This is a genomic window from Pseudomonas zanjanensis, assembly GCF_014268745.2.
GTDB lineage: Bacteria > Pseudomonadota > Gammaproteobacteria > Pseudomonadales > Pseudomonadaceae > Aquipseudomonas > Aquipseudomonas zanjanensis.
Window position 1 is genome coordinate 203,828 of sequence record NZ_JABWRB020000004.1, and the last position, 21,280, is coordinate 225,107.

Below are 21,280 nucleotides of genomic sequence, written 5' to 3' on the forward strand. Positions count from 1 at the left end.
CATGTGGCGAGGGAGCTTGCTCCCGCTGGGCCGCGTAGCGGCCCCCAAGACTTCAAAAGCGACGACTGCTTCGCAGCCGAGCGGGAGCAATCTCTGGCCACGGAGGGCAGTCAGCTAGCCCAACGCCGTCTTCTCCAGGTGCTCAAGAATGATCGGATACACATCCACCACCGCGTCCTTGCCGAACATGCAGTCGATATGACCGTAACCCTTCACTTCATGGCGGCTGAACAAATGCGGGCCGTGCATCTCGCACAACCGCTCGTAGGTCTTGAGGGTGCTTTGCGGCAGGTAGCACTGGTTGTCGGCGCCGCTGATGAAGCAGATCGGCAACTTCAACCGATCGAAATGCGGCATGTAGACGTCGTTGCCCTTGAAGTCCACCAGGTGCCCCTTGCGCACGATCAGCGCCAGGTGCTCGAAGGTCTGGATGTTCGACTCGCCGAACAGCTCATGCAGGTTGTCGTGCAGGGTTTCGTTGAGGGTGTCGTGGCGGTACAGCGACGCATACATGAACGTGATGCGATGGCAGACCGGGTTGGTGCAATAGCCCTGGGCCTCGATCCGGGCATAGCCGTTAAGGGCCTTGTCGTAGAGTTTGTTGAACCAGCTTTCCTTGGTGTCGGCGTAGGCCGTCATGGACTTGATGCCGATGGCATCGAGCATTCCCGGCAAATGCAAACCGGCCTTCAGACCGGTGGCGGTGGCGACCACCGTGTCGGCGGCGATCTGCGAGCAGACCACCGAGCGCACCCCTTGCAGCCCCGCCAGCATCGACATGAAGAAGGTCGTCGCGCCGTAGCAATGCACCACGCATTGCACGTCACGGGCCAGCGTCGCTTGCCGGATCTGCTCGATGGCCGCCTTGAAATCGTACTGGGCCACCTGGTCGCCGTTCCATTCGTTCTTGCTGGCCGGCAGCAGGATGCTCACCCGTAGATCCAGCAGCCAGACGTCGTACTCGTGCTTGCACAGATACTCCAGCAGGTTGGTGTGGATGGTGTCGGTGGAAAAGATGTTCGAGCCCACCCCCAGGCCATGGACCAACATCACCGGGCCTTTTTTGCCGGCCTGATAGCGGGTCAGGCGCAGCTCGACGTTGTCTTCGGTCTGGAAGAAATGCACCACCGGCGCCGGTGCATCCAATGGCCGTTTCAACCGGGGCGGCGCGTCCGGGTTGAAGTAGACGTCGCCTGCGAAGACGCCTCCGTAGCTCTCCCACAGGATCCCGGCGAAGAACTTGCCGAACCGCGCCAGCGCCTCCACGCGCTCACGTTCATTGCGGGCGTTGAGCACTTTCATGGTGGTCATCTGCTTGGCGAAGTCGGCCGGCAGGATGTGCATCACGCCGCAGCCGAGCACCGCGCCGGTCTTGTCCGGTCCGCGATACAGCGTGACGTACAAGGTGCTGGTGTCAGGCCAGATGTTCAGCACGCCGTTGTCCTCGGGCACGGTCTTGAAGGCGCTGAAGTAATAGTCGCTGCCGTCTTCGGCGGTCAGCTTCATGTCGTAGTTCATGTGCCGCACGCCGACCTGTCCCTGGTACTGCTCGAACAGATTGAACACCCCGTTACTGGCGACCAATGGCTTGGGCGACAGCAGCGGCGCATCGAGGGTGCCCACCAGGGTCGCGGCGTGTTCCGGCTCCTTGATCAAGCGATTGAGGTCGGCGGCGGTAATGGTCAGGGTAAATTCGATGGGCGAGTTGTCGGCCTTGCCACGCTTGGCCGACGCTTCGTACAGGCTCAGATCGGTGCCCTGGGCCTGGGTGAAGGCTGTGGAAAAGAAGCCCTTCATGGTTTCGGTGAACTGCACGCCGAGGGTCGGCGCCGCCACCGCTTTGCGCGGGGCCGAGGGCAGCGTGTAGTCGATGATCCAGCCACGGTCGGCCGCCAGCAGCCCCATGTTGCGTTCGCTCACCGCCGAAATGGTCAGCAGCGGATTGACCGCCAGGGAGGTGGGGATCACTGCGCCGTCGGTCACGTACAGGCCCGGGTAGACCTCGGTGCCGCTGGCGCCACTGAACACCTGGCCCTTGTGGTTGACCACGCCTTGCGTCGCATCCTCGCCCATCACGCAACCGCCCAGGGGATGGACCGAGACGATGCTGTGCTTGAGCAGCTTGGTCCAGATCGGGTTCTCGACCCAGATTCCGCCCAGGGCCTTGGTGCTCTGGTGCAGGCGCTCGTTGCCGAGGGTGACGTTTTCCTGTTCGCCGACGCCAGGCCAGTCGATGCGCAACTGGTCCTTGTGGTCGAGCAACATGCGGCCCTTGGCGTTGTCATGGCTCATGATCAAGTAGGTCTGCATGTTGTGCAGCGCGCCGTAATACGGCCCGCGCAGAAAGCTCTCGGCCTCCCGGCCCTTGTACTTGAGGCTGGCGCCGAAACCGGTGTCGGTGGGCACGCCGATCATCTCTGCAAACGCCGCCATGCTCGGCACCATGGCCCGGCCGAGGGCACCGGGAATCGAACCTTCCTCGATGACCATGCGGCTGCGCCAGTCGCCTTCAGTGCGCATGTCGATGATCGAGGTGATGCACGGCCCCACCGGTTCCAGTTCCTTGGCCGAATGGGCGCCGAAGCCGATGCCGTTGATCACTTGGTCGCAGTTGTGGCCGAACCCGAGGATGTCGCCGTTGCCGCTCATGTGCTCGCCCAACTGGCTGGACATGGCCAAGCCCTTGTCCCGCGAGCGCAGCATGATTTCGGTGGAGCCCAGAGTGCCGGCGGAGACCACGACGACATCGGCCCGCACGAACAACGTGGGCGCCGAGAACAGCTCGCGGCCGCTGTCCAGGTACTGAAAATGCACGATCCAGCCATCGCCGTCGCGCTCCAGGTGCCGAACCTCGGCCTGGCAGAAAATCTCCGTGCCGTGGTTCCAGGCATCCGGCAGGTAGTTCATCAGCGTGGTGTTCTTGGCCTTGTTGTTACAGCCCGAGACGCAATCGCCACAGCCGTTGCAGGGCAACTGTTCAACGCCGACGTGGTTGAGGTTGTTGGGCAGCTTGTCGAAGGTCACGTTGATGGGGGGTGTGTAGAAGTGCGCGCCTTGCTTGAGGTAATCGGCTGATTTCTTGTGGGCGTCGAGCTTGGGCAGGTTCGGTGCCGACGCCGGGTAGGGATTGGGCTTGAGCATCTCCCGAGCCCGGGCGTAGCCGTCCTTGAGCAACGTGTCCTGGTGGTCCCGTACCGCCTGCGGCCAACGCGGGTCCTCGAACACGCCAGGCTCGGGCTCCAACGCGACGTTGGCATTGATCAGCGACGTGCCGCCCAGCCCACAACCGACCACCACGTTCTGCTGGGCGTTGACGTGCAGGTCGAACAGGCCGGTGCGCGAGCCGATGTGACCGTCGGGGTCATGGACCTGCAGTTCCTCGGTAGCCGCGAGCAGGGTGTTGGGGTATTCGCCAGGCTGGATTTCCCGGCCACGCTCCAGCAGGCACACCTTGCGTCCGGCCCGGGACAGGCGCGAGGCAGCAATGCCGCCACCGTAGCCGGAACCGATGACGACCACGTCGTAGTGCTCCTGGATATCACTGATGGGGGTTGAGATCCGTGTCATGTTCAAGTCCTCTCAGGCAGAAGGGGCAACTCTGCGGTTGCCTGCAAATCCACAGGCGCACAAACGCCTGGCCACTGTCCCGTGCAGGGTCCAGCGGCAGTCAACGGTGTTACAGGGGGAAATCGGGTACTCGCTATAGACGCGCACGCTGATTGGTGGCGCGACGATGGATGCGCTTGTGCAACGAAGTGGGCGATGCCGGGACGCAGGTCTGTGGGGAGAGCGGGTGTGAGCGGGGAACCTTGCTATCCATCATGTGTTCTCCCTGAACCTGATGTGGATAAAGTCGCGATGTCCTTGTGCCATGGAAGTGAAGACAGGCGACAGGGCTGCGTCAAGGTGGTTCCTTAGAACTGTATGAAATTTGACCTATAGCGATGTGCGCTATGCCAGCCGTGGCTTGCAGCGTTTGGCGAACAAGTTATCCACATGACCACCCACAGCAAATGGGGACAAGTGGGATAGGTCGGGAATTCTTTCAGCCGCAAAGTGAATAAAAACCGTGACTTATGGAAAACGACGGTTTGCCGACGCTATCGGTTGTTTTTTAACCGATACTCTGTAAGCCCTGTAACGCCTGGGCTGTAGCGGTGAGCGAACACCTTATCCACAGAAGCGCCAACAGGGTTTGGGGGTAAATTTGACGATTCTGTGGAAAACCCTTTGGACGGCATGTAAATCAAGGTTTTCCCGAGGTTTTCCTGATAAAAAAGATCGTTTGATCAGTTTATGATCAATTCACTGAACAGCCCGGCCTGTCTGGCTTGCAGCGTAGAGCGAACATCTTATCCACAGAAGCGCCAACAGAGATTGGGGGCAAGTTTCGGCTGAAAGGAAGCGTTATACATAAACAAAAGCCAGTAAAAACCGTTGGTTAGGTTGGCTGTTTTTTGATCGCAGGCCTGGAGTGCCTGGTTTGCCTGGGGTGCCGCGAGGGGCGAACAGGTTATCCACAGAGGCGCGCACAGGGATTGTGGGTAACACTCGCTCCCATAATGTTTGGGCAGATACAAAATTCACATACACCATCAATCCTATGTGGGAGCGGGCTTGCTCGCGAAGGCGGTGTGTCAGATAACCCATCGCCGACTGACACACCGCCTTCGCGAGCAAGCCCGCTCCCACAAAGGGTTTCTGGTGAAGCCGCCACGGCGATCAAGGCCGATGCATGAGGTACGCCTCCCCCGTCACCCGAATCAACGGATGCGGGAAAACCTGGCAGGTTTTGACGATATCAAAGCCCTGGCGCTCATAGAAACGCCGGGCGCCGGTATTGGCGGCGTAGTCGATCAAGCTCAGGCCTTTGAGCGCCAGTTGGTCGGCACGCTGTTGCGCCAACTCGAGAAAGCGCACGCCGAGCCCCTTGTTACGCCAGCCTTCATGCAGGGCCAGGCTTGAAATATAGAGGGTGTCGGGCACTTCCATGTCGGCGTAGGGCGCCAGGACCGGATCCGTCACCGGCGCCGCCAGCGGATCCTCGCGCGTGACATAACAGTGCATCATGCCGATGACCCGGCCATCCGCCTGGGCGACAAAACAGTTCTGGTAAGAAAAATCGACATTCTCCCGGGCATAACGAGCGGCCCCTACTTCCAATAGGTCCTGCCCTGGCTCCGCCAATTGGCTCCAGATGTAATCCGACGCACCCTCCGAAGAAATCCGGAACAGACGGGCGATCTCCCGTGCATCCATGGGCAAGGCCGGACGAAATTCAACTTCCATTGCTGGGCTCCATTTGGCTGACGGCGGTTATCCACAAAGGGGCCCACAAGGATTGTGGGCAACACATATTTCACTTGTGGGAGCGGGCTTGCTCGCGAAAGCGGTGTATCAGGCAACCTTTTTCGTTGACTGATGCTCCCCTTCGCGAGCAAGCCCGCTCCCACAGGTTTTGTGTTGAGCCTGGGTCTAGCGAACCACCCCTTCCTCCACCAACAACTTGAGAATCGCCTCGGCCCCTGCCTCCGGGCTCACGTCCTTGAGCACTTGTCCGCCTCCGCCGCTGGCCTTGGCCGTGGCGGCTTTCATGCGGTCGGCGCCGCTCTTGGCCTTGATCACTTTCAAGCGCTTGGGCCGTGGCTTGGCCGGTTGCAGGGTGGCTACCGCCAGCAGCGTGTCGTCGATCACTTCGACCTCCTCGGCATGCAACGCTCCACGCCGGGCCGGGCCGTAGGCGCTTTGCCGAGGTTTTGGCGCAGCGTTATCCACAGTGGCCAGGAACGGCAGGCGCACTTTGAGACGTCGCCGTTGGCCGCGAGGCAAGGCTTGCAGCACCAGGGCCGCGCCGTTTTCGATGGATTCGACCTGGGCCAGACCCACCACCAGCGGCCAGCCGAGGTTTTCCGCCAGCAAAAACGGCAACATGCCCGAGCCCTCGCCGGTTTCCGCCTGGCTGCCGGTAAGCACCACTTGGGCGCCAGCGTCACGCAGGTAGTCGGTCAAGGCCGGCAGGGCGTCGGCCCCATCGGGATTTTCCAGGACGTGGAGTTCCTCCAGGCCCATGCCCAGGTAGGCGCGCAGGGCCGGTTCGGCCACGTCGCCGGCGTGCAGCACTTGCAAGTCGTTGCCGGCCAGTTGCAGGCCCAGCTCCACGGCCCGGGCGTCCTGCTCGGCCCGTCGAGGTCGGCCAGAGGTCGGGTGGGCGCCGATGGAGACGAGGCTGATCACTTGGGTACTCATGAACGTTTCCTTAGCTTAAGCCGCATCGCGCTTGGCTTCGTTGCGGTAAGCCTCTACCGCCGCGATCAAGGCCTGGAGAATCGCCGCGCTGTCACCAATCACCGACAGGTCTGCCCGTTTGATCATGTCGCAGCCCGGATCGAGGTTGATCGCCACCACCTTGTCGCAGGCGCCAATGCCTTGCAGGTGCTGGATTGCCCCGGATATCCCCACGGCCACGTAGACCCGCGCCGTGACCCAGGTGCCGGACGCACCAACCTGGCGATCCCGGGCCATGAAACCATCGTCCACCGCCACCCGCGAAGCGCCTTCGGTGGCGCCCAGGGCGGCGGCGGTCTGGTGGAACAGCGCCCAGTCCTTGACCCCGTTGCCGCCGGAGAAAATGAATTCGGCCTCGGCCATCGGGATCGCACCCGGGTCCACGGCAACCGCGCCAAGGTCTTCGATGCGCGACAAGCTGCGGGCCACGCTTGTGGATAACTCCACCGGCAAGGCTTCGTGACGGGTTTCGCTGACCGGCTCGGCGCATTCCGCCGCCGCCAGGATCAAGCGCGCCAACGGCCGGGCCAAGTCTTGCAGGCCCGCACCGGCGCGGCCGATGCATTCTTCGCCCTTGACCTGCCAGACCCGCGTGGCCGGGCGCTCGCCCAGGGCTGCGGCAAAGCGCCGGCCCAATTCACCACCGCCGCTGCGACTGTCAGGCAGCAGCCAATGGCGTGGGTTGAACTGGTTATCCACAGCCCGCAAGCCCTGAACGCGTTGCTCCGGTGCATAACCGCTGAACTCTTCGCCATCGAGCACCAGCAAGCGGTCGACACCCGCCGTGGCGAAAGCGCTTTCCTTGTGCTCGCCGAAGACCACCGCCAACACCGCGCCGTCGCTGCCGGCCAACTGATGGGCCAGGCCCAGCAGATCGCGGTCGTGACTGCTGAGGCGGCCACCGACCATGTCCGGGACGACACAGATGTGGAACGCCGGTTGCGGCACCTGATGCAGCGGCAATTGCACTTCAACGGCAGCGGTGCGTTTGCTCGCCCCACCTTGCTGGGCACCGCTGCGATCAATCCGTTTGATCCCATTGGGGCCGATGAAACCGACGCCATGGACGTTCTTGCGAATGACGCCGTTGGGCCCCATCCAGCTGTGCTGCACCGGTTGCATGGCTGCGTGCAGTGGATGCAGGCGGTTGCGGGCGATCCACTCGGCGCGAGGGTCGCGGCGGATGATGTCGCTCATTAATGCACCTCCGCGGGTTCACGTTTGGCCGGGGCCACGGGCTTGCTCGGGGCCGCGTCTTCCAGCAGCGCATCGGCTACCAGTTCGGCAATGTCCTTGATCATCGGCCGTGGTTCGACCACACCTTCCAGCATCGCGGTGCATTGTGGACAACCCACGGCCACCAGTTCGGCACCGGTTTCGCGGATGTCGTCCATGCGCATGTCCGGGATGCGCTGCTTGCCCGGGATGTCGGTGATCGGCGCGCCGCCGCCACCGCCGCAGCAACGGGAACGGAAACCGGAACGCTGCATCTCCTTGACCTCGATGCCCAGCGCCCGCAGCACTTGGCGCGGCGCCTCGTATTCGCCGTTGTAGCGGCCCAGGTAGCACGGGTCGTGATAAGTCACGCTGTCGCCCTTGTGCTGGCCAAGGTTCAACGCGCCGGCGTCGATGATTTCCGCCAGGTAGGTGCTGTGGTGCTGCACCAGATAGTTGCCGTCGAAGGCGCCGTATTCGTTTTTCAGCACATGGAAGCTGTGGGGGTCGCAGGTGACGATGCGGTTGAAGCTGTATTTGGCCAGGGTCTGGATGTTGCGCTTGGCCAACAGTTGGAACGTCGCTTCGTCACCCAGGCGCCGGGCCACGTCGCCGCTGTCGCGTTCTTCGAGGCCGAGCACGGCGAAGTCGATTTTCGCCGCCTTCAGTACTTTGACGAAGGCGCGCAGGGTCCGCTGGTTGCGCATGTCGAAGGCACCGTCGCCGACCCAGAACAGCACATCGGTGGCTTTCTTCTCGCTGAGCAGGTTCAGGTTCAGGTCCGCCGCCCAGTTCATCCGCCCACCCGGGGCGAAGCCGCCAGGGTTGTCGGTGGCGATGAGGTTTTCCAACACCTCGGCGCCCTTGTTCGGCGTGGCGCCTTTTTCCAGGGTCAGGTGGCGGCGCATGTCGACGATGGCATCGACGTGCTCGATCATCATCGGGCATTCCTCGACGCACGCCCGGCAGGTGGTGCAGGACCACAGGGTCTCGGCGTCCACCAGGCCGTTGACGATGGGCTGGTGCGGGTTGCCGCTGTGCTCACCGACAGGTTTACCTGGGTAAGGACTGCCGGCGAATTTCGCATCGGTGCCGCCGGCCAGGCCGACGACCATGTCCTGGATGAGTTTCTTCGGGTTCAGCGGTTGGCCGGCGGCGAACGCCGGGCAGGCCGCTTCGCACTTGCCGCACTGCACACAGGCGTCGAAGCCGAGCAGTTGGTTCCAGGTGAAATCCTTGGGTTTTTCCACGCCCAGCGGTGCCGTCGGATCATTCAGGTCCAGCGGCTTCAGACCGGTGGAACGACCGCCACCAAAGCGCTCGGCGCGGCGGTGCCAGGCCAGGTGCAGGGCACCGGCGAAGGCGTGTTTCATCGGCCCACCCCAGGTCATGCCGAAGAACAATTCCGACACGCCCCACAACACGCCGACGCCCAGGATCGCCGCCACCAGCCAACCACCGAAGTTTTCCGGCAGGATGCCGGCCACCGGCAAGGTCACCAGGAAGAACGACGCCGAGAAGGCCAGCAGGCTTTTCGGCAGGCGCATCCACGGGCCTTTCGACAAACGCGCTGGCGGGTTGCGCCGACGCAGGTACATGAAGATCGCGCCAACGAACATCACCGCCGACATCAGCAGCAACGCATAGCCGAGGAAGCGGTTATGCAGGCCAAAACCGTGGACCAGGATCGCCAACACAATCGACGCCACCGCCCCACCGGCCGTGGCGACGTGGGTGTTGGCAATGTATTTGTCCCGCGCCACCACATGGTGCAAATCCACCATGTAGCGCTTGGGCATGGCAAAGAGGCCACCGATCAGGTCGACCTTGGCCGGTCGTCCCCGGCGCCACATGTTCATCCGCCGCAAGGCGCCTAGGGCCGCGAGGCCGAGGGCTGCGAACAGCAGGATTGGAAGAAGGGTGTTCAACATAGGTGTTGCTCCCAAAGACCTCAGGGTCTTGCAGGTCGAGATGCCTTACTCGGTCACTGTGGGAGCGGGCTTGCTCGCGAAGGCGGTGTGACAGTCAGCTTATGTGTGGCTGACAAAATGCATTCGCGAGCAAGCCCGCTCCCACAGGGGTTTGGTGCAAGCCGTTAGAAATCCTTGCACAACCGCAGGGCGTCGTAGATGGCCGCGTGGGTATTACGCTGGGCCACGCAGTCGCCGATGCGGAACAGCAGGTAGCCATCGCCGCTCTGTTCCAGGCATGGCTGGGGCTTGATCGCGAACAGGGCTTCGACGTCGATCTGGCCCTTGTTGCGCGAACCCTCCTTGAGCGCGTAGTAGATTTCTTCGTCCGGCCGCACGCCGTTCTCCACCACCACCTGGTCCACCACGCGTTCTTCCTTGGCGCCGGTGTATTCGTTCTCCAGCACCGCCACCAGCTTGTCGCCTTCGCGGTAGACCTTCTCCAGCATCATGTCCCCGGTCATGATCACTTCCTTGGGGTACATGCTGCGGTAGTAGGTGGGGAACGACGTCCCGCCAATGGCCACGCCCGGCTTGATGTCGTCGGTGACGATCTCGACCTGGCTGCCCTTGTCGGCGAGGAAGTCGGCCACCGACATGCCGGTGAACTCGCAGATGGTGTCGTAGACCAGCACGTTCTTGCCCGGCGCGACCTTGCCGTCGAGCACGTCCCAGCTGCTGACCACCAGCCCTTCGGCGGCGCCCCAGTGTTCGTTCTGCTCCAGGTTCGGATGGCCGCCAACGGCGAGCACCACCACGTCCGGACGCAGGTCCATGATGGTCGCCGCATCAGCCGCCACGCCCAGGCGCAGGTCGACTTTCAGCCGCGCCAGCTCCAATTGGAACCAACGGGTGATACCGGCGATCTGGTCCCGTTGCGGGGCCTTCGAGGCGGTGGTGATCTGCCCGCCGATGAATTCCTTCTTCTCGAACAGGGTCACATCGTGCCCACGTTCGGCGGCCACGCGCGCGGCTTCCATCCCGGCCGGGCCGGCACCGACCACCACGACTTTGCGCTTGGGCCCGGTGGACTTCTCGATGATGTGCGGCACGCCCATGTATTCACGGGAAGTCGCGGCGTTCTGGATGCACAGCACGTCCAGGCCTTGGTACTGGCGGTCGATGCAGTAGTTGGCACCGACGCACTGCTTGATCTGGTCGATCTGGCCCATCTTGATCTTGGCGATCAGGTGCGGGTCGGCGATGTGGGCACGGGTCATGCCGACCATGTCGACGTAACCGCCTTCCAGGATCCGTGTGGCCTGGTTCGGGTCCTTGATGTTCTGCGCGTGCAGCACCGGGACCTTGACCACTTCCTTGATACCGGCGGCCAAGTGCAGGAACGGCTCTGGTGGATAACTCATGTTCGGGATGACGTTGGCCAGGGTGTTGTGGGTGTCGCAACCCGAGCCCACCACGCCGATGAAATCGAGCATGCCGGTGTCGTCGTAGTACTTGGCGATCTGCTTCATGTCTTCGTGGGACAAGCCGTCCGGGTGGAACTCGTCACCGCACAGGCGCATGCCCACGCAGAAATCATCGCCCACTTCGGCACGCACGGCCTTCAACACTTCCAGGCCGAACTTCATGCGGCCTTCAAAGCTGCCGCCCCATTCGTCGGTACGCTTGTTGACCCGCGGGCTCCAGAACTGGTCGATCATGTGCTGGTGCACGGCGGACAACTCGACGCCGTCCAGGCCACCGGCCTTGGCCCGGCGCGCGGCCTGGGCGTAGTTACCGATCACCCGCCAGATTTCTTCCGGCTCGATGGTCTTGCAGGTGGCACGGTGCACCGGCTCGCGCACGCCGGACGGCGACATCAGGGTCGGCCAGTTGAAGCCGTCCCAGCGCGAGCGACGGCCCATATGGGTAATCTGGATCATGATCTTGGCGCCATGCTTGTGCATGGCGTCGGCCAAGTTCTGAAAGTGCGGGATGATGCGGTCGGTGGACAGGTTCACCGAGCTCCACCATTCCTGGGGGCTGTCGATGGCAACCACCGACGAGCCACCACAGATCGCCAGGCCGATGCCGCCCTTGGCCTTCTCTTCGTAATACTTCACGTACCGGTCGGTGGTCATGCCGCCGTCGGTGGCGTAGACCTCGGCGTGCGCGGTGCTGAGCACGCGGTTGCGGATGGTCAGCTTGCCGATCTGGATCGGCTGGAACATTGCTTCAAAAGCCATGGCGCGATCCTCGACTTACAACGGCTTGACGATGAACAGGCCGTCGTCGTGGCCTTCTTCGGAACCGCCGTAGACCTGTTCGGCCACGGTGCGGATCTGGCTGCCGCGCGCGGCGAGGATCTGGTCCATGGCGCCGGCGAACCAGCCGGTGAACATGTAGTCGACCTTGCGCCCGACCTTGCCATACACATAGACGAACGCCGAGTGTTCGAGCTTCACGCTGGCGGTGCCTTTGTCCAGGTCGATGTCCTGGATCTTGAACAGGCCCCAGCCACGCTGGGACAGGCGCTTCATGTAGTGCTCGAACACCGCGACGCCTTCCAGGCCGTGGCACTCGGCTTCTTTTTCGCACCAGTGCCAGGCGGATTTGTAGCCGGCCTTGTAGAGAATCTCGGCGTAGGCGTCGGCGCCCAGCACTTCCTCGATGCCCATGTGGTTGTTGACGAAGAAGTGACGCGGCACGTACAGCATCGGCAGGGCGTCGGAGGTCCAGACACCGGTTTCGCTGTCGACTTCGATAGGCAGTTGCGGGGCGATCTTGGCCATGAAAACTTGACTCCGGAAATTCGTGATGTGCCTGCGGCGCGAGTGGCCGCAGGTAAGGATTCAGTGATGCAGCGGGGTTTACTCGCCCCAGACGTCCTTGAGGACATTCACCCAGTTCTCGCCCATGATCTTGCGCACTACCCGCTCAGGATGGCCGCGCTTGAGCAGCGTCTCGGTGAGGTTCGGGAACTCGCCCACGGTGCGGATGCCCAGGGGGTTGATGATCTTGCCGAAGCTGGTCAGGCGACGGGCATAGCCCTTGTCGTGGGTCAGCATCTCGAAGAAATCCTGGCCATGACCCTGGGTGAAGTCGGTGCCGATGCCGATGGCGTCTTCACCGACGATGTTCATGGTGTATTCGATGGCTTCGGCGTAATCGTCGATGGTCGAATCGATGCCCTTGGCCAGGAACGGCGCGAACATGGTCACGCCGACGAAACCACCGTGGTCGGCAATGAACTTCAGCTCTTCATCGGATTTGTTGCGCGGGTGTTCTTTCAGGCCGGACGGCAGGCAGTGGGAGTAGCAGACCGGCTTTTTCGATTCGAGGATGACTTCTTCGGAAGTCTTGGAACCGACGTGGGACAGGTCGCACATGATGCCGACGCGGTTCATCTCGGCGACGATCTCGCGACCGAAGCCCGACAGGCCGCCGTCGCGCTCGTAGCAGCCGGTGCCCACCAGGTTCTGGGTGTTGTAGCACATCTGCACCACACCGACGCCGAGCTGCTTGAAGATCTCGACGTAGCCGAGCTGGTCTTCGAAGGCATGGGCGTTCTGGAAGCCGAAGATGATGCCGGTCTTGCCCTGTTCCTTGGCGCGACGGATGTCGGCGGTGGTTTTCACCGGGATCACCAGGTCGCTGTTCTCGCGGATCAGTTTCTGGCTGGCGACGATGTTGTTGATGGTGGCCTGGAAGCCTTCCCACACCGACACGGTGCAGTTGGCTGCGGTCAGGCCGCCCTTGCGCATGTCTTCGAACAGGTCGCGGTTCCACTTGGCAATGATCAGCCCGTCGATAACGATGCTGTCGGCGTGCAATTCGGCTGGGCTCATCAGGCAGTCCCCTTGTTAGCGATTCATGCGCCGAATCGTGTGCCGGCGCTTTGGGGCCAGCATATGCCTGAGGGCCGTCGCGACCCGGTGCAAAAACGACAGGGGAATTGCCGAAAGCGTCAATCCACGACAATGGGCTACAACGGGCCCACCCTGCCCGTCTGTTCTTTACCCGACGCTTGCGCCAGAATCCGCCGCATCACTGGTTTTCACTGGACTTGAGCGGCAACGCGATGAAATCACTTTTCCTGGCATTGGCATTGATCAGCACCCTGGCACACGCAACCGAAGACACCGAGCCCAACCCCTGCGACGAAGTTGAAAACGACGTCCAGACCCTGGCCTGCTCGGCCTATGGCAAAACCGCCGCCGAACAATTACTGGGCGAAAACCTGCAGAGCCTCTTGGAGCGCCTGCAAACCCGCTACGCCAGCGACAAGGCCCAGCTCAACGACATCACCGCCAAGGTCAAGGCCGCCCAGCAACTGTGGCAAAAACAGCGCGACGCCGACTGCGCCATCGCCGCCTTCCCGGCCAAACCTGGCAGCGACGCCTACAAAATCGCCGAAAACGACTGCATGGCCCAGGTGAGCGATGATCGGTCGGAGTTTTTGGAGTCGATTGGGCAAGACTGAGGGCAATATTCAGACACCTTTCATGCGTTGGCCTTGGAGGGGATATAAGTCAGGATTCGCAAAACTTATAAAAGACTTATATCCTTTCATGAACACCATCCACTGGACCAGAAAAGCCGCTAAGCAGCTTCTGAAATTGCATTCTCCCCATCAGGCCCAGGTTCGGGACGCCGTTACGGCGCTCGCCCAGATGCCCGACGCGGCGAACGTCAAAGCGCTTGTCGGCCATGACTACGCCTATCGCCTTCGGGTAGGCCGCTATCGAGTCATGTTCGATTGGGACGGGGCGATCAAGATCGTCAGCATTCAAGAGGTCAGGAAACGCGATGAACGTACCTACTGATATTCAGATCATCAATGACGCAGACGGGCATCCGGCATTTGTGGTCATTCCATATGCCCAATACGTCGCGCAGAAACTGGAACCCGATCTGATTCCCCATGAAGTCGTCAGCCGTATCGTCGACGGCGCCACGCCCATTCGCGCCTGGCGCGAACACCTGAACCTGACTCAAGATGAAGTCGCCAGGCGCCTGGGTATTTCTCAACCGGCGTTTGCCCAGCAAGAGTCGGTCGCCAAGCCTCGCCGAGCCACCCGCGAAAAAATTGCTGCGGCCTTTGGTATCCATGCTGACCAGTTGGAGCTGTAAGCTGCACGCCACCCTCCAGCAAAAGGATTCACATGAAAACGTGCGGCATCGAAATCAAAGGCAGCGAAGCGATCATCGCCGTTGCCTCGCTGGATCAACAGGCGTTGAGTCACGTTGCGCTGAACACCAAGAAAATCGCCCTGGACGACGATGACGAAGCCGCCAACGTCAAGGCTTTCGCTGCCCAGGTGCGGACGTTCGTGACGGACAACGGCATCGAACGCATCGCCATCAAGAAGCGCAGCAAGAAAGGCGAGTTCGCCGGTGGCCCGACCACGTTCAAGATCGAAGGGGTTTTCCAGTTACTGGAGGGTTGTGAGGTAACGCTGCTGTCGCCGCAGACCATCAATGCGCAGAGCAAGAAACATGACTTCGCCCTGCCGGCGACGCTGAACAAGTATCAGCATGAAGCCTATAAAGCAGCCTGCTCGGCGCTGATGAAGAAATAGACCTGCCAACACCGCACCGGTGGCGAGGGAGCTTGCTCCCGCTCGGCTCTGTAGGAGCTGGCGAAGCCTGCGATCTTTTGATCTTGATCTTTCGCTTGAGACTCAAGTGTCTGGAACAAGATCGCAGCCTCGTTGCACTCGACAGCTCCTACACAGCTCCTACACAGCTCCTACACAGCTACGGGGCAGCCAGCGGGAGCAAGCTCCCTCGCCACGGGAAATTGTCCAAGTTTCAACGCCGCTGGCGATACCCCTTCAACCACTCCGCAAACGCCTTGTCCTCCAACGCATAACCACCGCGATTGGATTTCCACACCAATTCCTTTTCACGCAACGCATCGATACACGATTGGATGGTCTGGGTACCGGGCACGACTTCGCTTCCCATGCTCTTCAATGCCTTGCTCACCGCCTCCAATGTTGAATCGGTGAAGGGCGCGAAGGGCTCGTTGTTCTGCGAGCGCTCGGCCATGACCTGCAACACGGCGCGTTGCGGCACCGTCAGGGCATTCCAGGCGCTCTCGAATTCGGTCCAGGCGCCGGCGCGCAGCATTTCGGCGCTGTTGCGCAGCAACTCCCCCAAATGGCTCGCCTCACCCAGTTCCAGGGCAATTTCGCCGATGACGCTGCGCAACATCTCCGGACGGCGCCCTACCAACTCGAACGCCTGGTCCAGGTCATCGGCGTTGAACTGATTGGTCTGGGCCAAGTGTGCGTTCAAATGGGCGGTGTAGGCCTGGGTGAAGGCTCTGCCCAGCAAAGGGAACGGCGTGATGCTGGATCCGTAGAACGGTTGGTTGCGACTCAGCACCAAGTGGGCGAGCTTGTCGCGATTGGAACCGGTGAACACCAGCCGCAGGCCACTGGTATCGCCCTCGCGCCCCTGGTTGAGCTGGTCACGGGCCGCCTTGAGGCCGAACATCGCGTTGACCCCGGCCTCGGTGGTCAAGGCATGCTGGGCTTCATCGATTACCAGCACCACGGTTTTATCCGCGGCACGGTGCAACAGCTCCAGTGCCTGGGTCAGCGTCGCCCCATCGGGCAGTTGCGGCTGGCTGAAATCCCAGGACAACGTGCGCAAGAAGCTGAGTTTGTCGATGCCCATGGATTTGGCGAGCTTGCGGATGCCCTTCTCATAAGGCACCAGTGCCCCGGCGATGGCCGAAGCGATCAAGTCGGCAGGGTCCTTCTCCTTGTTGGCCCAAAGGTCGACGTAGACCGCGAGCCAACCTCGCGTCTCGCATTCGGGAATCAAGTCCTCGCGCAGGAACGTACTTTTTCCGGTACGCCTTGGCGCGGCCAGGAACAGGCCTGAGGTGTAATCCTGGATCCCGGCGCCGGCCAGCCCATCGACAATATTGCGGGCCAGATCGGGACGCCGGAAGACAAAACCGGGGTGCTTGGACATGGTTTTATACTCAATTATGGCGACAGGTATAATTTATAGTCGCGAGTATAATTGAGTATAAAAGCCTGTCAAACCAACTCCCGCCCATCCCCCTGCCGCCGCCGATCCTCCCGCGGACACCGTGCGAACCGGGTCCGATAGCTGCGGGTGAAATACGACGGCGACTCAAACCCGCAGGCGATGCTCACTTCCAGCACGCTCATGTCGGTCTGGCGCAGCAACTGCCGGGCCTTTTCCAGGCGCAGGCGCAGGTAAAAGTTGCTCGGCGTGTCGTTCAGGTGCAGGCGGAACAGCCTTTCGAGCTGGCGACGAGTGACGTTGATCGACTCGGCCAGGGCCAAAGTACTCAGTGGTGGTTCACTGTGGGTTTCCATCTCGCCGATGACGTGCACCAGCTTCTTGTTGCGAATGCCGTAGCGGTTGGCGATTTCCATGCGCTGGTGATCTTTGCGCGGACGGATGCGGCCGAGCACAAATTGCTCGCTGACCTGGATCGCCAGTTCCGAACCGTGGGCCTGGCCGATCAGGTCGAGCATCAGGTCGATGGACGCGGTGCCGCCCGCACAGGTGATACGGCGACGGTCGATTTCGAACAGCTCCTGGGTCACGCCAAGCTGCGGATAAGACTCCTTGAATGCCTCGATGGCTTCCCAGTGCAACGTCACCCGATGCCCTTCCAGCAGCCCCGCCTCGGCCAGGACCACGCTGCCGGTGTCGATGCCGCCCAGGATCACGCCTTCGTTGTCCAGCCGATGCAGCCAGCGTTCCAGTGCCGGGGTGACAAACTTCAGCGGCTCGAACCCCGCCACCACCCAAAGGGTCGCGCCTTTCTTCAAGGGCTCCAGCGCGGCATCGGCGTTGACCGACATGCCATTGCTCGCCAGCACCGCCCCGCCATCGATGCTCAACACATGCCAGCGGTACAGCTCGCCGCGAAAGCGATTGGCGACCCGCAACGGCTCGATGGCCGAGATGAAACCGATGGCCGAGAAACCCGGCATCAACAAGAAGTAGAAATCCTGGGACATGGAGCGCACTCGGTTGACGGGCAGCGTGCGGACCTTGATACGCCAGTTGCAACAACCGTTCAAGAGTCGCTGCAGTGCAAGAGCACGTCGCCGCTGTGCGTTTTGCCCTGCCCGGGGCTGCGTAACGTGGCATCACCGGCGCACAGACACCGGGCCCCATAACAATAAGCTGCCGAGGAACCTGACAATGAAACGACTGATCAGCTACTGCGTTCTCGCACTCAGCGCCACGCCTCTCCTGAGCCCGGCCGCCATGGCCGCCGAGCCCGCCGCCTGCCAGAACGTACGCCTGGGCGTGGTCAACTGGACCGACGTCATCGCCACCAGCGCCCTGACTCAAGTGATGCTCGACGGCCTCGGCTACAAGACCAAGCAAACCAGCGCCTCCCAACAAATCATCTTCGCCGGCATCCGCGACCAGCGCCTGGACCTGTTCCTCGGCTACTGGAACCCGTTGATGACCCAGACCATCACCCCGTTCGTCGAGGCCAAGCAGGTCAAGGTGCTGGAGCAGCCCAGCCTCAAGGACGCCCGCGCCACCCTGGCCGTGCCGACCTACCTGGCCGACAAGGGCCTGAAGACCTTCGCCGACATCGCCAAATTCGAAAAAGAGTTGGGCGGCAAGATCTACGGCATCGAACCCGGCTCCGGCGCCAATACCCAGATCAAGGCGATGATCGCCAAGAACCAGTTTGGCCTGGGCAAATTCCAACTGGTGGAGTCCAGCGAAGCCGGCATGCTCGCCGCCGTGGACCGTGCCGTGCGGCGCAAGGAAGCCGTGGTGTTCTTCGGCTGGGCCCCGCACCCGATGAACGTCAACGTGCAAATGACCTACCTCACCGGCAGCGAAGACGCCCTCGGCCCGAACGAAGGCATGGCCACCGTGTGGACCGTCACCGCGCCGAACTACGCCGAGCAATGCCCGAACGTCGGTCGCTTGCTGAGCAACCTGACCTTCAGCGCCGAAGACGAGAGCCGGATGATGCAACCGTTGCTCGATCACAAGGATCCCCTCGAATCGGCCCGGCAATGGCTCAAGGATCATCCTCAAGACAAACAACGTTGGCTCGAAGGCGTGACCACCTTCGACGGCAAACCGGCCGCGGACAACCTGAAACTCACCAGCAACTGATCAACCGATCGCCATCTGCGCAGCAGTACAAGGGCTGCGCAGTGACTCACCACGCCTGAAGGAACCCGCACCATGAACCACGACGTCATCATCACCTGCGCACTCACCGGTGCTGGCGACACGACCGCCAAGAGCCCCCACGTGCCGGTCACCCCGAAACAGATCGCTGCCGCTGCCGTGGAGGCGGCGAAAGCCGGGGCCACGGTGGTCCATTGCCACGTCCGTGACCCGCAGACCGGCAAGTTCAGCCGCGACGTGGCGTTGTACCGCGAAGTGATGGAGCGCATCCGTGAGGCGGACGTGGACATCATCGTCAACCTCACCGCCGGCATGGGCGGCGACCTGGAGATCGGCGGCGGCGAACGACCGATGGAGTTCGGTCCCAACACCGACCTGGTAGGCCCGCTGACGCGCCTGGCTCATGTCGAGGAGCTGCTGCCGGAAATCTGCACATTGGATTGCGGCACCCTGAACTTCGGCGACGGCGACACCATTTACGTTTCCACCCCGGCACAACTGCGGGCCGGCGCCAAGCGCATCACTGAGCTGGGGGTCAAGGCCGAGCTGGAGATCTTCGACACTGGCCACTTGTGGTTCGCCAAGCAACTGATCAAGGAAGGCCTGCTGGACAACCCGCTGTTCCAGCTCTGCCTGGGCATCCCGTGGGGGGCTCCGGCCGACACCACCACCATGAAAGCCATGGTCGACAACCTGCCGGCCGACGCGGTGTGGGCCGGCTTCGGCATCGGTCGCATGCAAATGCCGATGGCCGCCCAGGCGGTGCTGCTGGGGGGCAACGTGCGGGTCGGGCTGGAAGACAACCTTTGGCTGGACAAAGGCGTGCTCGCCACCAACGGGCAACTGGTGGAGCGCGCCGGCGAGATTCTCAGCCGCCTCGGCGCGCGAGTGCTCACCCCGGCTGAAGGCCGCAAGAAAATGGGCCTGGTGCAGCGCGGCTGAACCGAATCAATTCCTTGGATCTGCAGTGAAGGCAGATTCCATATTCACCACTGACCCAATGTGGGAGCGGGCTTGCTCGCGAAGAGGCCGGTACATCCGATGGTTCTCCTGTGGAAGGAATGCCGTCTTCGCGAGCAAGCCCGCTCCCACACTTTTTAGATCACCGACCTTTTCAGGAAACCACCATGAGCTTTATCACCGACATCAAGACCTTCGCCGCCCTGGGCAGCGGTGTGATCGGCAGCGGCTGGGTCAGCCGGGCCCTGGCCCATGGCCTCGACGTCGTCGCCTGGGACCCCGCGCCGGGTGCCGAGGCGGCGCTGCGCAAACGCGTCGCCAACGCCTGGGGCGCCCTGGAGAAACAAGGCTTGGCCCCCGGCGCTTCGCAAGATCGGCTGCGCTTTGTCGCCACCATCGAAGAATGCGTGCGCGACGCTGATTTCATCCAGGAAAGCGCTCCCGAGCGACTGGAACTCAAGCTCGAACTGCACGCCCAGATCAGCGCCGCCGCCAAGCCAAACGCGTTGATCGGTTCCAGTACCTCGGGCCTGCTGCCAAGCGAGTTCTATGAGAACGCCACCCACCCGGAACGCTGTGTGGTCGGGCACCCGTTCAACCCGGTCTACTTGTTGCCACTGGTGGAAGTGGTCGGCGGCAAAAACACCGCCCCCGAAGCGGTGCAAGCAGCGATGGAAGTCTACGAATCCCTCGGCATGCGGCCATTGCACGTACGCAAGGAAGTCCCCGGCTTCATCGCCGACCGCCTGCTCGAAGCGCTGTGGCGCGAAGCCCTGCACCTGGTCAACGACGGTGTCGCCACCACCGGGGAAATCGACGATGCGATCCGCTTTGGCGCCGGCCTGCGCTGGTCATTCATGGGTACGTTCCTGACTTACACCCTGGCCGGCGGCGATGCCGGCATGCGGCACTTCATGGCCCAGTTCGGCCCGGCACTGCAACTGCCATGGACCTACTTGCCGGCGCCGGAGCTGACCGAGAAATTGATCGATGATGTGGTGGACGGCACGAGCGAGCAATTGGGCAGCCACAGCATCTCGGCCCTGGAGCGCTATCGTGATGATTGCCTGCTGGCGGTGCTGGAGGCTGTGAAGACCACCAAGGAAAAGCACGGAATGTCTTTCACTGAATAACCCCCGTGGGAGCGGGCTTGCTCGCGAAGAGGCCGGTACATCCGCTCAATATCGCGCGGTAGATACACCGTCTTCGCGAGCAAGCCCGCTCCCACATGAATCCCTCTCTTCTGTTGGATCGTCGTCATGCCCACCCTCACCACCTACCAAACCCGCATCCTCCCCGAATGGGTCGATTACAACGGCCATCTGCGCGATGCCTTCTACTTGCTGATCTTCAGCTACGCCACCGACGCGCTGATGGACCGGCTCGGCCTGGACAGCCAGAACCGCGAAGCCAGCGGCCACTCGTTGTTCACCCTCGAACTGCACCTCAATTACTTGCACGAAGTGAAGCTCGGCGCGGATGTCGAGGTGCATACGCAGCTCATCGGCCACGACGCCAAACGCTTGCACCTCTACCACAGCCTGCACCTGGTCGGCGGTGATAAAGAGCTGGCCGGCAATGAACAGATGTTACTGCATGTCGACCTGGCCGGCCCGCGCTCAGCGCCATTTACCGAGCAGACCCTGGACCGACTCAAAGCCCTGTTGGACAGCCAAGCCGACTTGCCGACACCGACCTGCATTGGTCGGGTCATCGCCCTGCCACCCGCCCGATAAGCCTCG

18 protein-coding genes are annotated in these 21,280 nt (G+C 62.0%); 8 read left to right on the forward strand and 10 right to left on the reverse strand.

Annotated elements, in window-relative coordinates:
* Positions 1–114: 114 nt before the first annotated feature.
* The 8 genes from HU715_RS23620 to HU715_RS23655 form a co-directional block, all read right to left on the reverse strand.
* Positions 115–3,567: a GMC oxidoreductase gene (locus HU715_RS23620; protein WP_186707138.1), complete on the reverse strand. Its 3,453-nt coding sequence runs from the start codon at positions 3,565–3,567 to the stop codon at positions 115–117.
* 1,155 nt (positions 3,568–4,722) lie between these two features.
* Positions 4,723–5,289 (reverse strand): GNAT family N-acetyltransferase, encoded by a 567-nt coding sequence (locus HU715_RS23625; RefSeq protein WP_186707137.1) that lies wholly within the window; start codon positions 5,287–5,289, stop codon positions 4,723–4,725.
* A 186-nt stretch (positions 5,290–5,475) separates the two neighbouring features.
* On the reverse strand, positions 5,476–6,246 hold the full coding sequence (gene etfB / locus HU715_RS23630; RefSeq protein ID WP_186707136.1) for an electron transfer flavoprotein subunit beta: 771 nt from the start codon (positions 6,244–6,246) through the stop codon (positions 5,476–5,478).
* 15 nt (positions 6,247–6,261) lie between these two features.
* Positions 6,262–7,482 (reverse strand): electron transfer flavoprotein subunit alpha, encoded by a 1,221-nt coding sequence (etfA, locus tag HU715_RS23635; RefSeq protein WP_186707135.1) that lies wholly within the window; start codon positions 7,480–7,482, stop codon positions 6,262–6,264.
* A complete protein-coding gene (gene dgcB, locus HU715_RS23640; protein WP_186707134.1) occupies positions 7,482–9,431 on the reverse strand; it encodes a dimethylglycine demethylation protein DgcB in 1,950 nt (649 codons plus the stop codon). The genes etfA and dgcB overlap by 1 nt, the downstream gene beginning before the upstream one ends.
* A gap of 164 nt (positions 9,432–9,595) precedes the next feature.
* Positions 9,596–11,656 carry a dimethylglycine demethylation protein DgcA gene (gene dgcA / locus HU715_RS23645; protein WP_045157161.1) on the reverse strand — a complete coding sequence of 687 codons (2,061 nt, stop codon included), beginning with the start codon at positions 11,654–11,656 and terminating at the stop codon, positions 9,596–9,598.
* Between the two features lie 15 nt (positions 11,657–11,671).
* Positions 11,672–12,202 (reverse strand): DUF5943 domain-containing protein, encoded by a 531-nt coding sequence (locus tag HU715_RS23650; RefSeq protein WP_018612374.1) that lies wholly within the window; start codon positions 12,200–12,202, stop codon positions 11,672–11,674.
* 78 nt (positions 12,203–12,280) lie between these two features.
* Positions 12,281–13,258: a dipeptidase gene (locus tag HU715_RS23655; protein ID WP_030139307.1), complete on the reverse strand. Its 978-nt coding sequence runs from the start codon at positions 13,256–13,258 to the stop codon at positions 12,281–12,283.
* Between the two features lie 233 nt (positions 13,259–13,491).
* Here HU715_RS23655 and HU715_RS23660 point away from each other — a divergent pair, with 233 nt between their 5' ends.
* The 4 genes from HU715_RS23660 (at position 13,492) to HU715_RS23675 (ending at position 14,992) form a co-directional block, all read left to right on the forward strand.
* Entirely contained in the window at positions 13,492–13,893 is a 402-nt protein-coding gene (locus tag HU715_RS23660) for a lysozyme inhibitor LprI family protein (RefSeq protein ID WP_186707151.1), read from the forward strand.
* A gap of 88 nt (positions 13,894–13,981) precedes the next feature.
* A complete protein-coding gene (locus HU715_RS23665) occupies positions 13,982–14,236 on the forward strand; it encodes a type II toxin-antitoxin system RelE family toxin (protein WP_186707133.1) in 255 nt (84 codons plus the stop codon).
* A complete protein-coding gene (locus tag HU715_RS23670; protein WP_003206335.1) occupies positions 14,220–14,543 on the forward strand; it encodes a helix-turn-helix domain-containing protein in 324 nt (107 codons plus the stop codon). The genes HU715_RS23665 and HU715_RS23670 overlap by 17 nt, the downstream gene beginning before the upstream one ends.
* A 32-nt stretch (positions 14,544–14,575) precedes the next feature.
* A complete protein-coding gene (locus HU715_RS23675) occupies positions 14,576–14,992 on the forward strand; it encodes a DUF3010 family protein (protein ID WP_186707132.1) in 417 nt (138 codons plus the stop codon).
* A 232-nt stretch (positions 14,993–15,224) separates the two neighbouring features.
* On the opposite strand, the gene HU715_RS23680 is transcribed toward HU715_RS23675, so the two are convergent.
* Positions 15,225–16,400, reverse strand: coding sequence for an ATP-binding protein (locus tag HU715_RS23680; RefSeq protein ID WP_186707131.1), 1,176 nt, complete (start codon positions 16,398–16,400; stop codon positions 15,225–15,227).
* A gap of 68 nt (positions 16,401–16,468) precedes the next feature.
* Positions 16,469–17,428, reverse strand: coding sequence for a GlxA family transcriptional regulator (locus HU715_RS23685; RefSeq protein ID WP_186707130.1), 960 nt, complete (start codon positions 17,426–17,428; stop codon positions 16,469–16,471).
* Between the two features lie 187 nt (positions 17,429–17,615).
* On the opposite strand from HU715_RS23685, the gene choX reads away from it, so the two are divergent.
* From choX to HU715_RS23705, 4 genes are all read left to right on the forward strand, one after another.
* Positions 17,616–18,560 (forward strand): choline ABC transporter substrate-binding protein, encoded by a 945-nt coding sequence (choX, locus tag HU715_RS23690; RefSeq protein ID WP_186707129.1) that lies wholly within the window; start codon positions 17,616–17,618, stop codon positions 18,558–18,560.
* A 72-nt stretch (positions 18,561–18,632) separates the two neighbouring features.
* The gene (gene cdhC / locus HU715_RS23695) at positions 18,633–19,520 is read left to right on the forward strand and encodes a 3-dehydrocarnitine:acetyl-CoA trimethylamine transferase CdhC (protein ID WP_186707128.1); all 888 of its coding nucleotides are present in this window, start codon (positions 18,633–18,635) and stop codon (positions 19,518–19,520) included.
* A gap of 185 nt (positions 19,521–19,705) precedes the next feature.
* A complete protein-coding gene (locus tag HU715_RS23700; protein WP_186707127.1) occupies positions 19,706–20,671 on the forward strand; it encodes an L-carnitine dehydrogenase in 966 nt (321 codons plus the stop codon).
* Between the two features lie 126 nt (positions 20,672–20,797).
* The gene (locus HU715_RS23705) at positions 20,798–21,274 is read left to right on the forward strand and encodes a thioesterase family protein (protein ID WP_186707126.1); all 477 of its coding nucleotides are present in this window, start codon (positions 20,798–20,800) and stop codon (positions 21,272–21,274) included.
* Positions 21,275–21,280 lie beyond the last annotated feature (6 nt).

What these genes read in the sequence shown, in the direction of transcription:
- HU715_RS23620 (WP_186707138.1), bottom strand. Translation starts at nt 3,567, where the DNA reads ATGACACGGATCTCAACCCCCATCAGTGATATCCAGGAGCACTACGAC.
- HU715_RS23625 (WP_186707137.1), bottom strand. Translation starts at nt 5,289, where the DNA reads ATGGAAGTTGAATTTCGTCCGGCCTTGCCCATGGATGCACGGGAGATC.
- etfB (WP_186707136.1), bottom strand. Translation starts at nt 6,246, where the DNA reads ATGAGTACCCAAGTGATCAGCCTCGTCTCCATCGGCGCCCACCCGACC.
- etfA (WP_186707135.1), bottom strand. Translation starts at nt 7,482, where the DNA reads ATGAGCGACATCATCCGCCGCGACCCTCGCGCCGAGTGGATCGCCCGC.
- dgcB (WP_186707134.1), bottom strand. Translation starts at nt 9,431, where the DNA reads ATGTTGAACACCCTTCTTCCAATCCTGCTGTTCGCAGCCCTCGGCCTC.
- dgcA (WP_045157161.1), bottom strand. Translation starts at nt 11,656, where the DNA reads ATGGCTTTTGAAGCAATGTTCCAGCCGATCCAGATCGGCAAGCTGACC.
- HU715_RS23650 (WP_018612374.1), bottom strand. Translation starts at nt 12,202, where the DNA reads ATGGCCAAGATCGCCCCGCAACTGCCTATCGAAGTCGACAGCGAAACC.
- HU715_RS23655 (WP_030139307.1), bottom strand. Translation starts at nt 13,258, where the DNA reads ATGAGCCCAGCCGAATTGCACGCCGACAGCATCGTTATCGACGGGCTG.
- HU715_RS23660 (WP_186707151.1), top strand. Translation starts at nt 13,492, where the DNA reads ATGAAATCACTTTTCCTGGCATTGGCATTGATCAGCACCCTGGCACAC.
- HU715_RS23665 (WP_186707133.1), top strand. Translation starts at nt 13,982, where the DNA reads ATGAACACCATCCACTGGACCAGAAAAGCCGCTAAGCAGCTTCTGAAA.
- HU715_RS23670 (WP_003206335.1), top strand. Translation starts at nt 14,220, where the DNA reads ATGAACGTACCTACTGATATTCAGATCATCAATGACGCAGACGGGCAT.
- HU715_RS23675 (WP_186707132.1), top strand. Translation starts at nt 14,576, where the DNA reads ATGAAAACGTGCGGCATCGAAATCAAAGGCAGCGAAGCGATCATCGCC.
- HU715_RS23680 (WP_186707131.1), bottom strand. Translation starts at nt 16,400, where the DNA reads ATGTCCAAGCACCCCGGTTTTGTCTTCCGGCGTCCCGATCTGGCCCGC.
- HU715_RS23685 (WP_186707130.1), bottom strand. Translation starts at nt 17,428, where the DNA reads ATGTCCCAGGATTTCTACTTCTTGTTGATGCCGGGTTTCTCGGCCATC.
- choX (WP_186707129.1), top strand. Translation starts at nt 17,616, where the DNA reads ATGAAACGACTGATCAGCTACTGCGTTCTCGCACTCAGCGCCACGCCT.
- cdhC (WP_186707128.1), top strand. Translation starts at nt 18,633, where the DNA reads ATGAACCACGACGTCATCATCACCTGCGCACTCACCGGTGCTGGCGAC.
- HU715_RS23700 (WP_186707127.1), top strand. Translation starts at nt 19,706, where the DNA reads ATGAGCTTTATCACCGACATCAAGACCTTCGCCGCCCTGGGCAGCGGT.
- HU715_RS23705 (WP_186707126.1), top strand. Translation starts at nt 20,798, where the DNA reads ATGCCCACCCTCACCACCTACCAAACCCGCATCCTCCCCGAATGGGTC.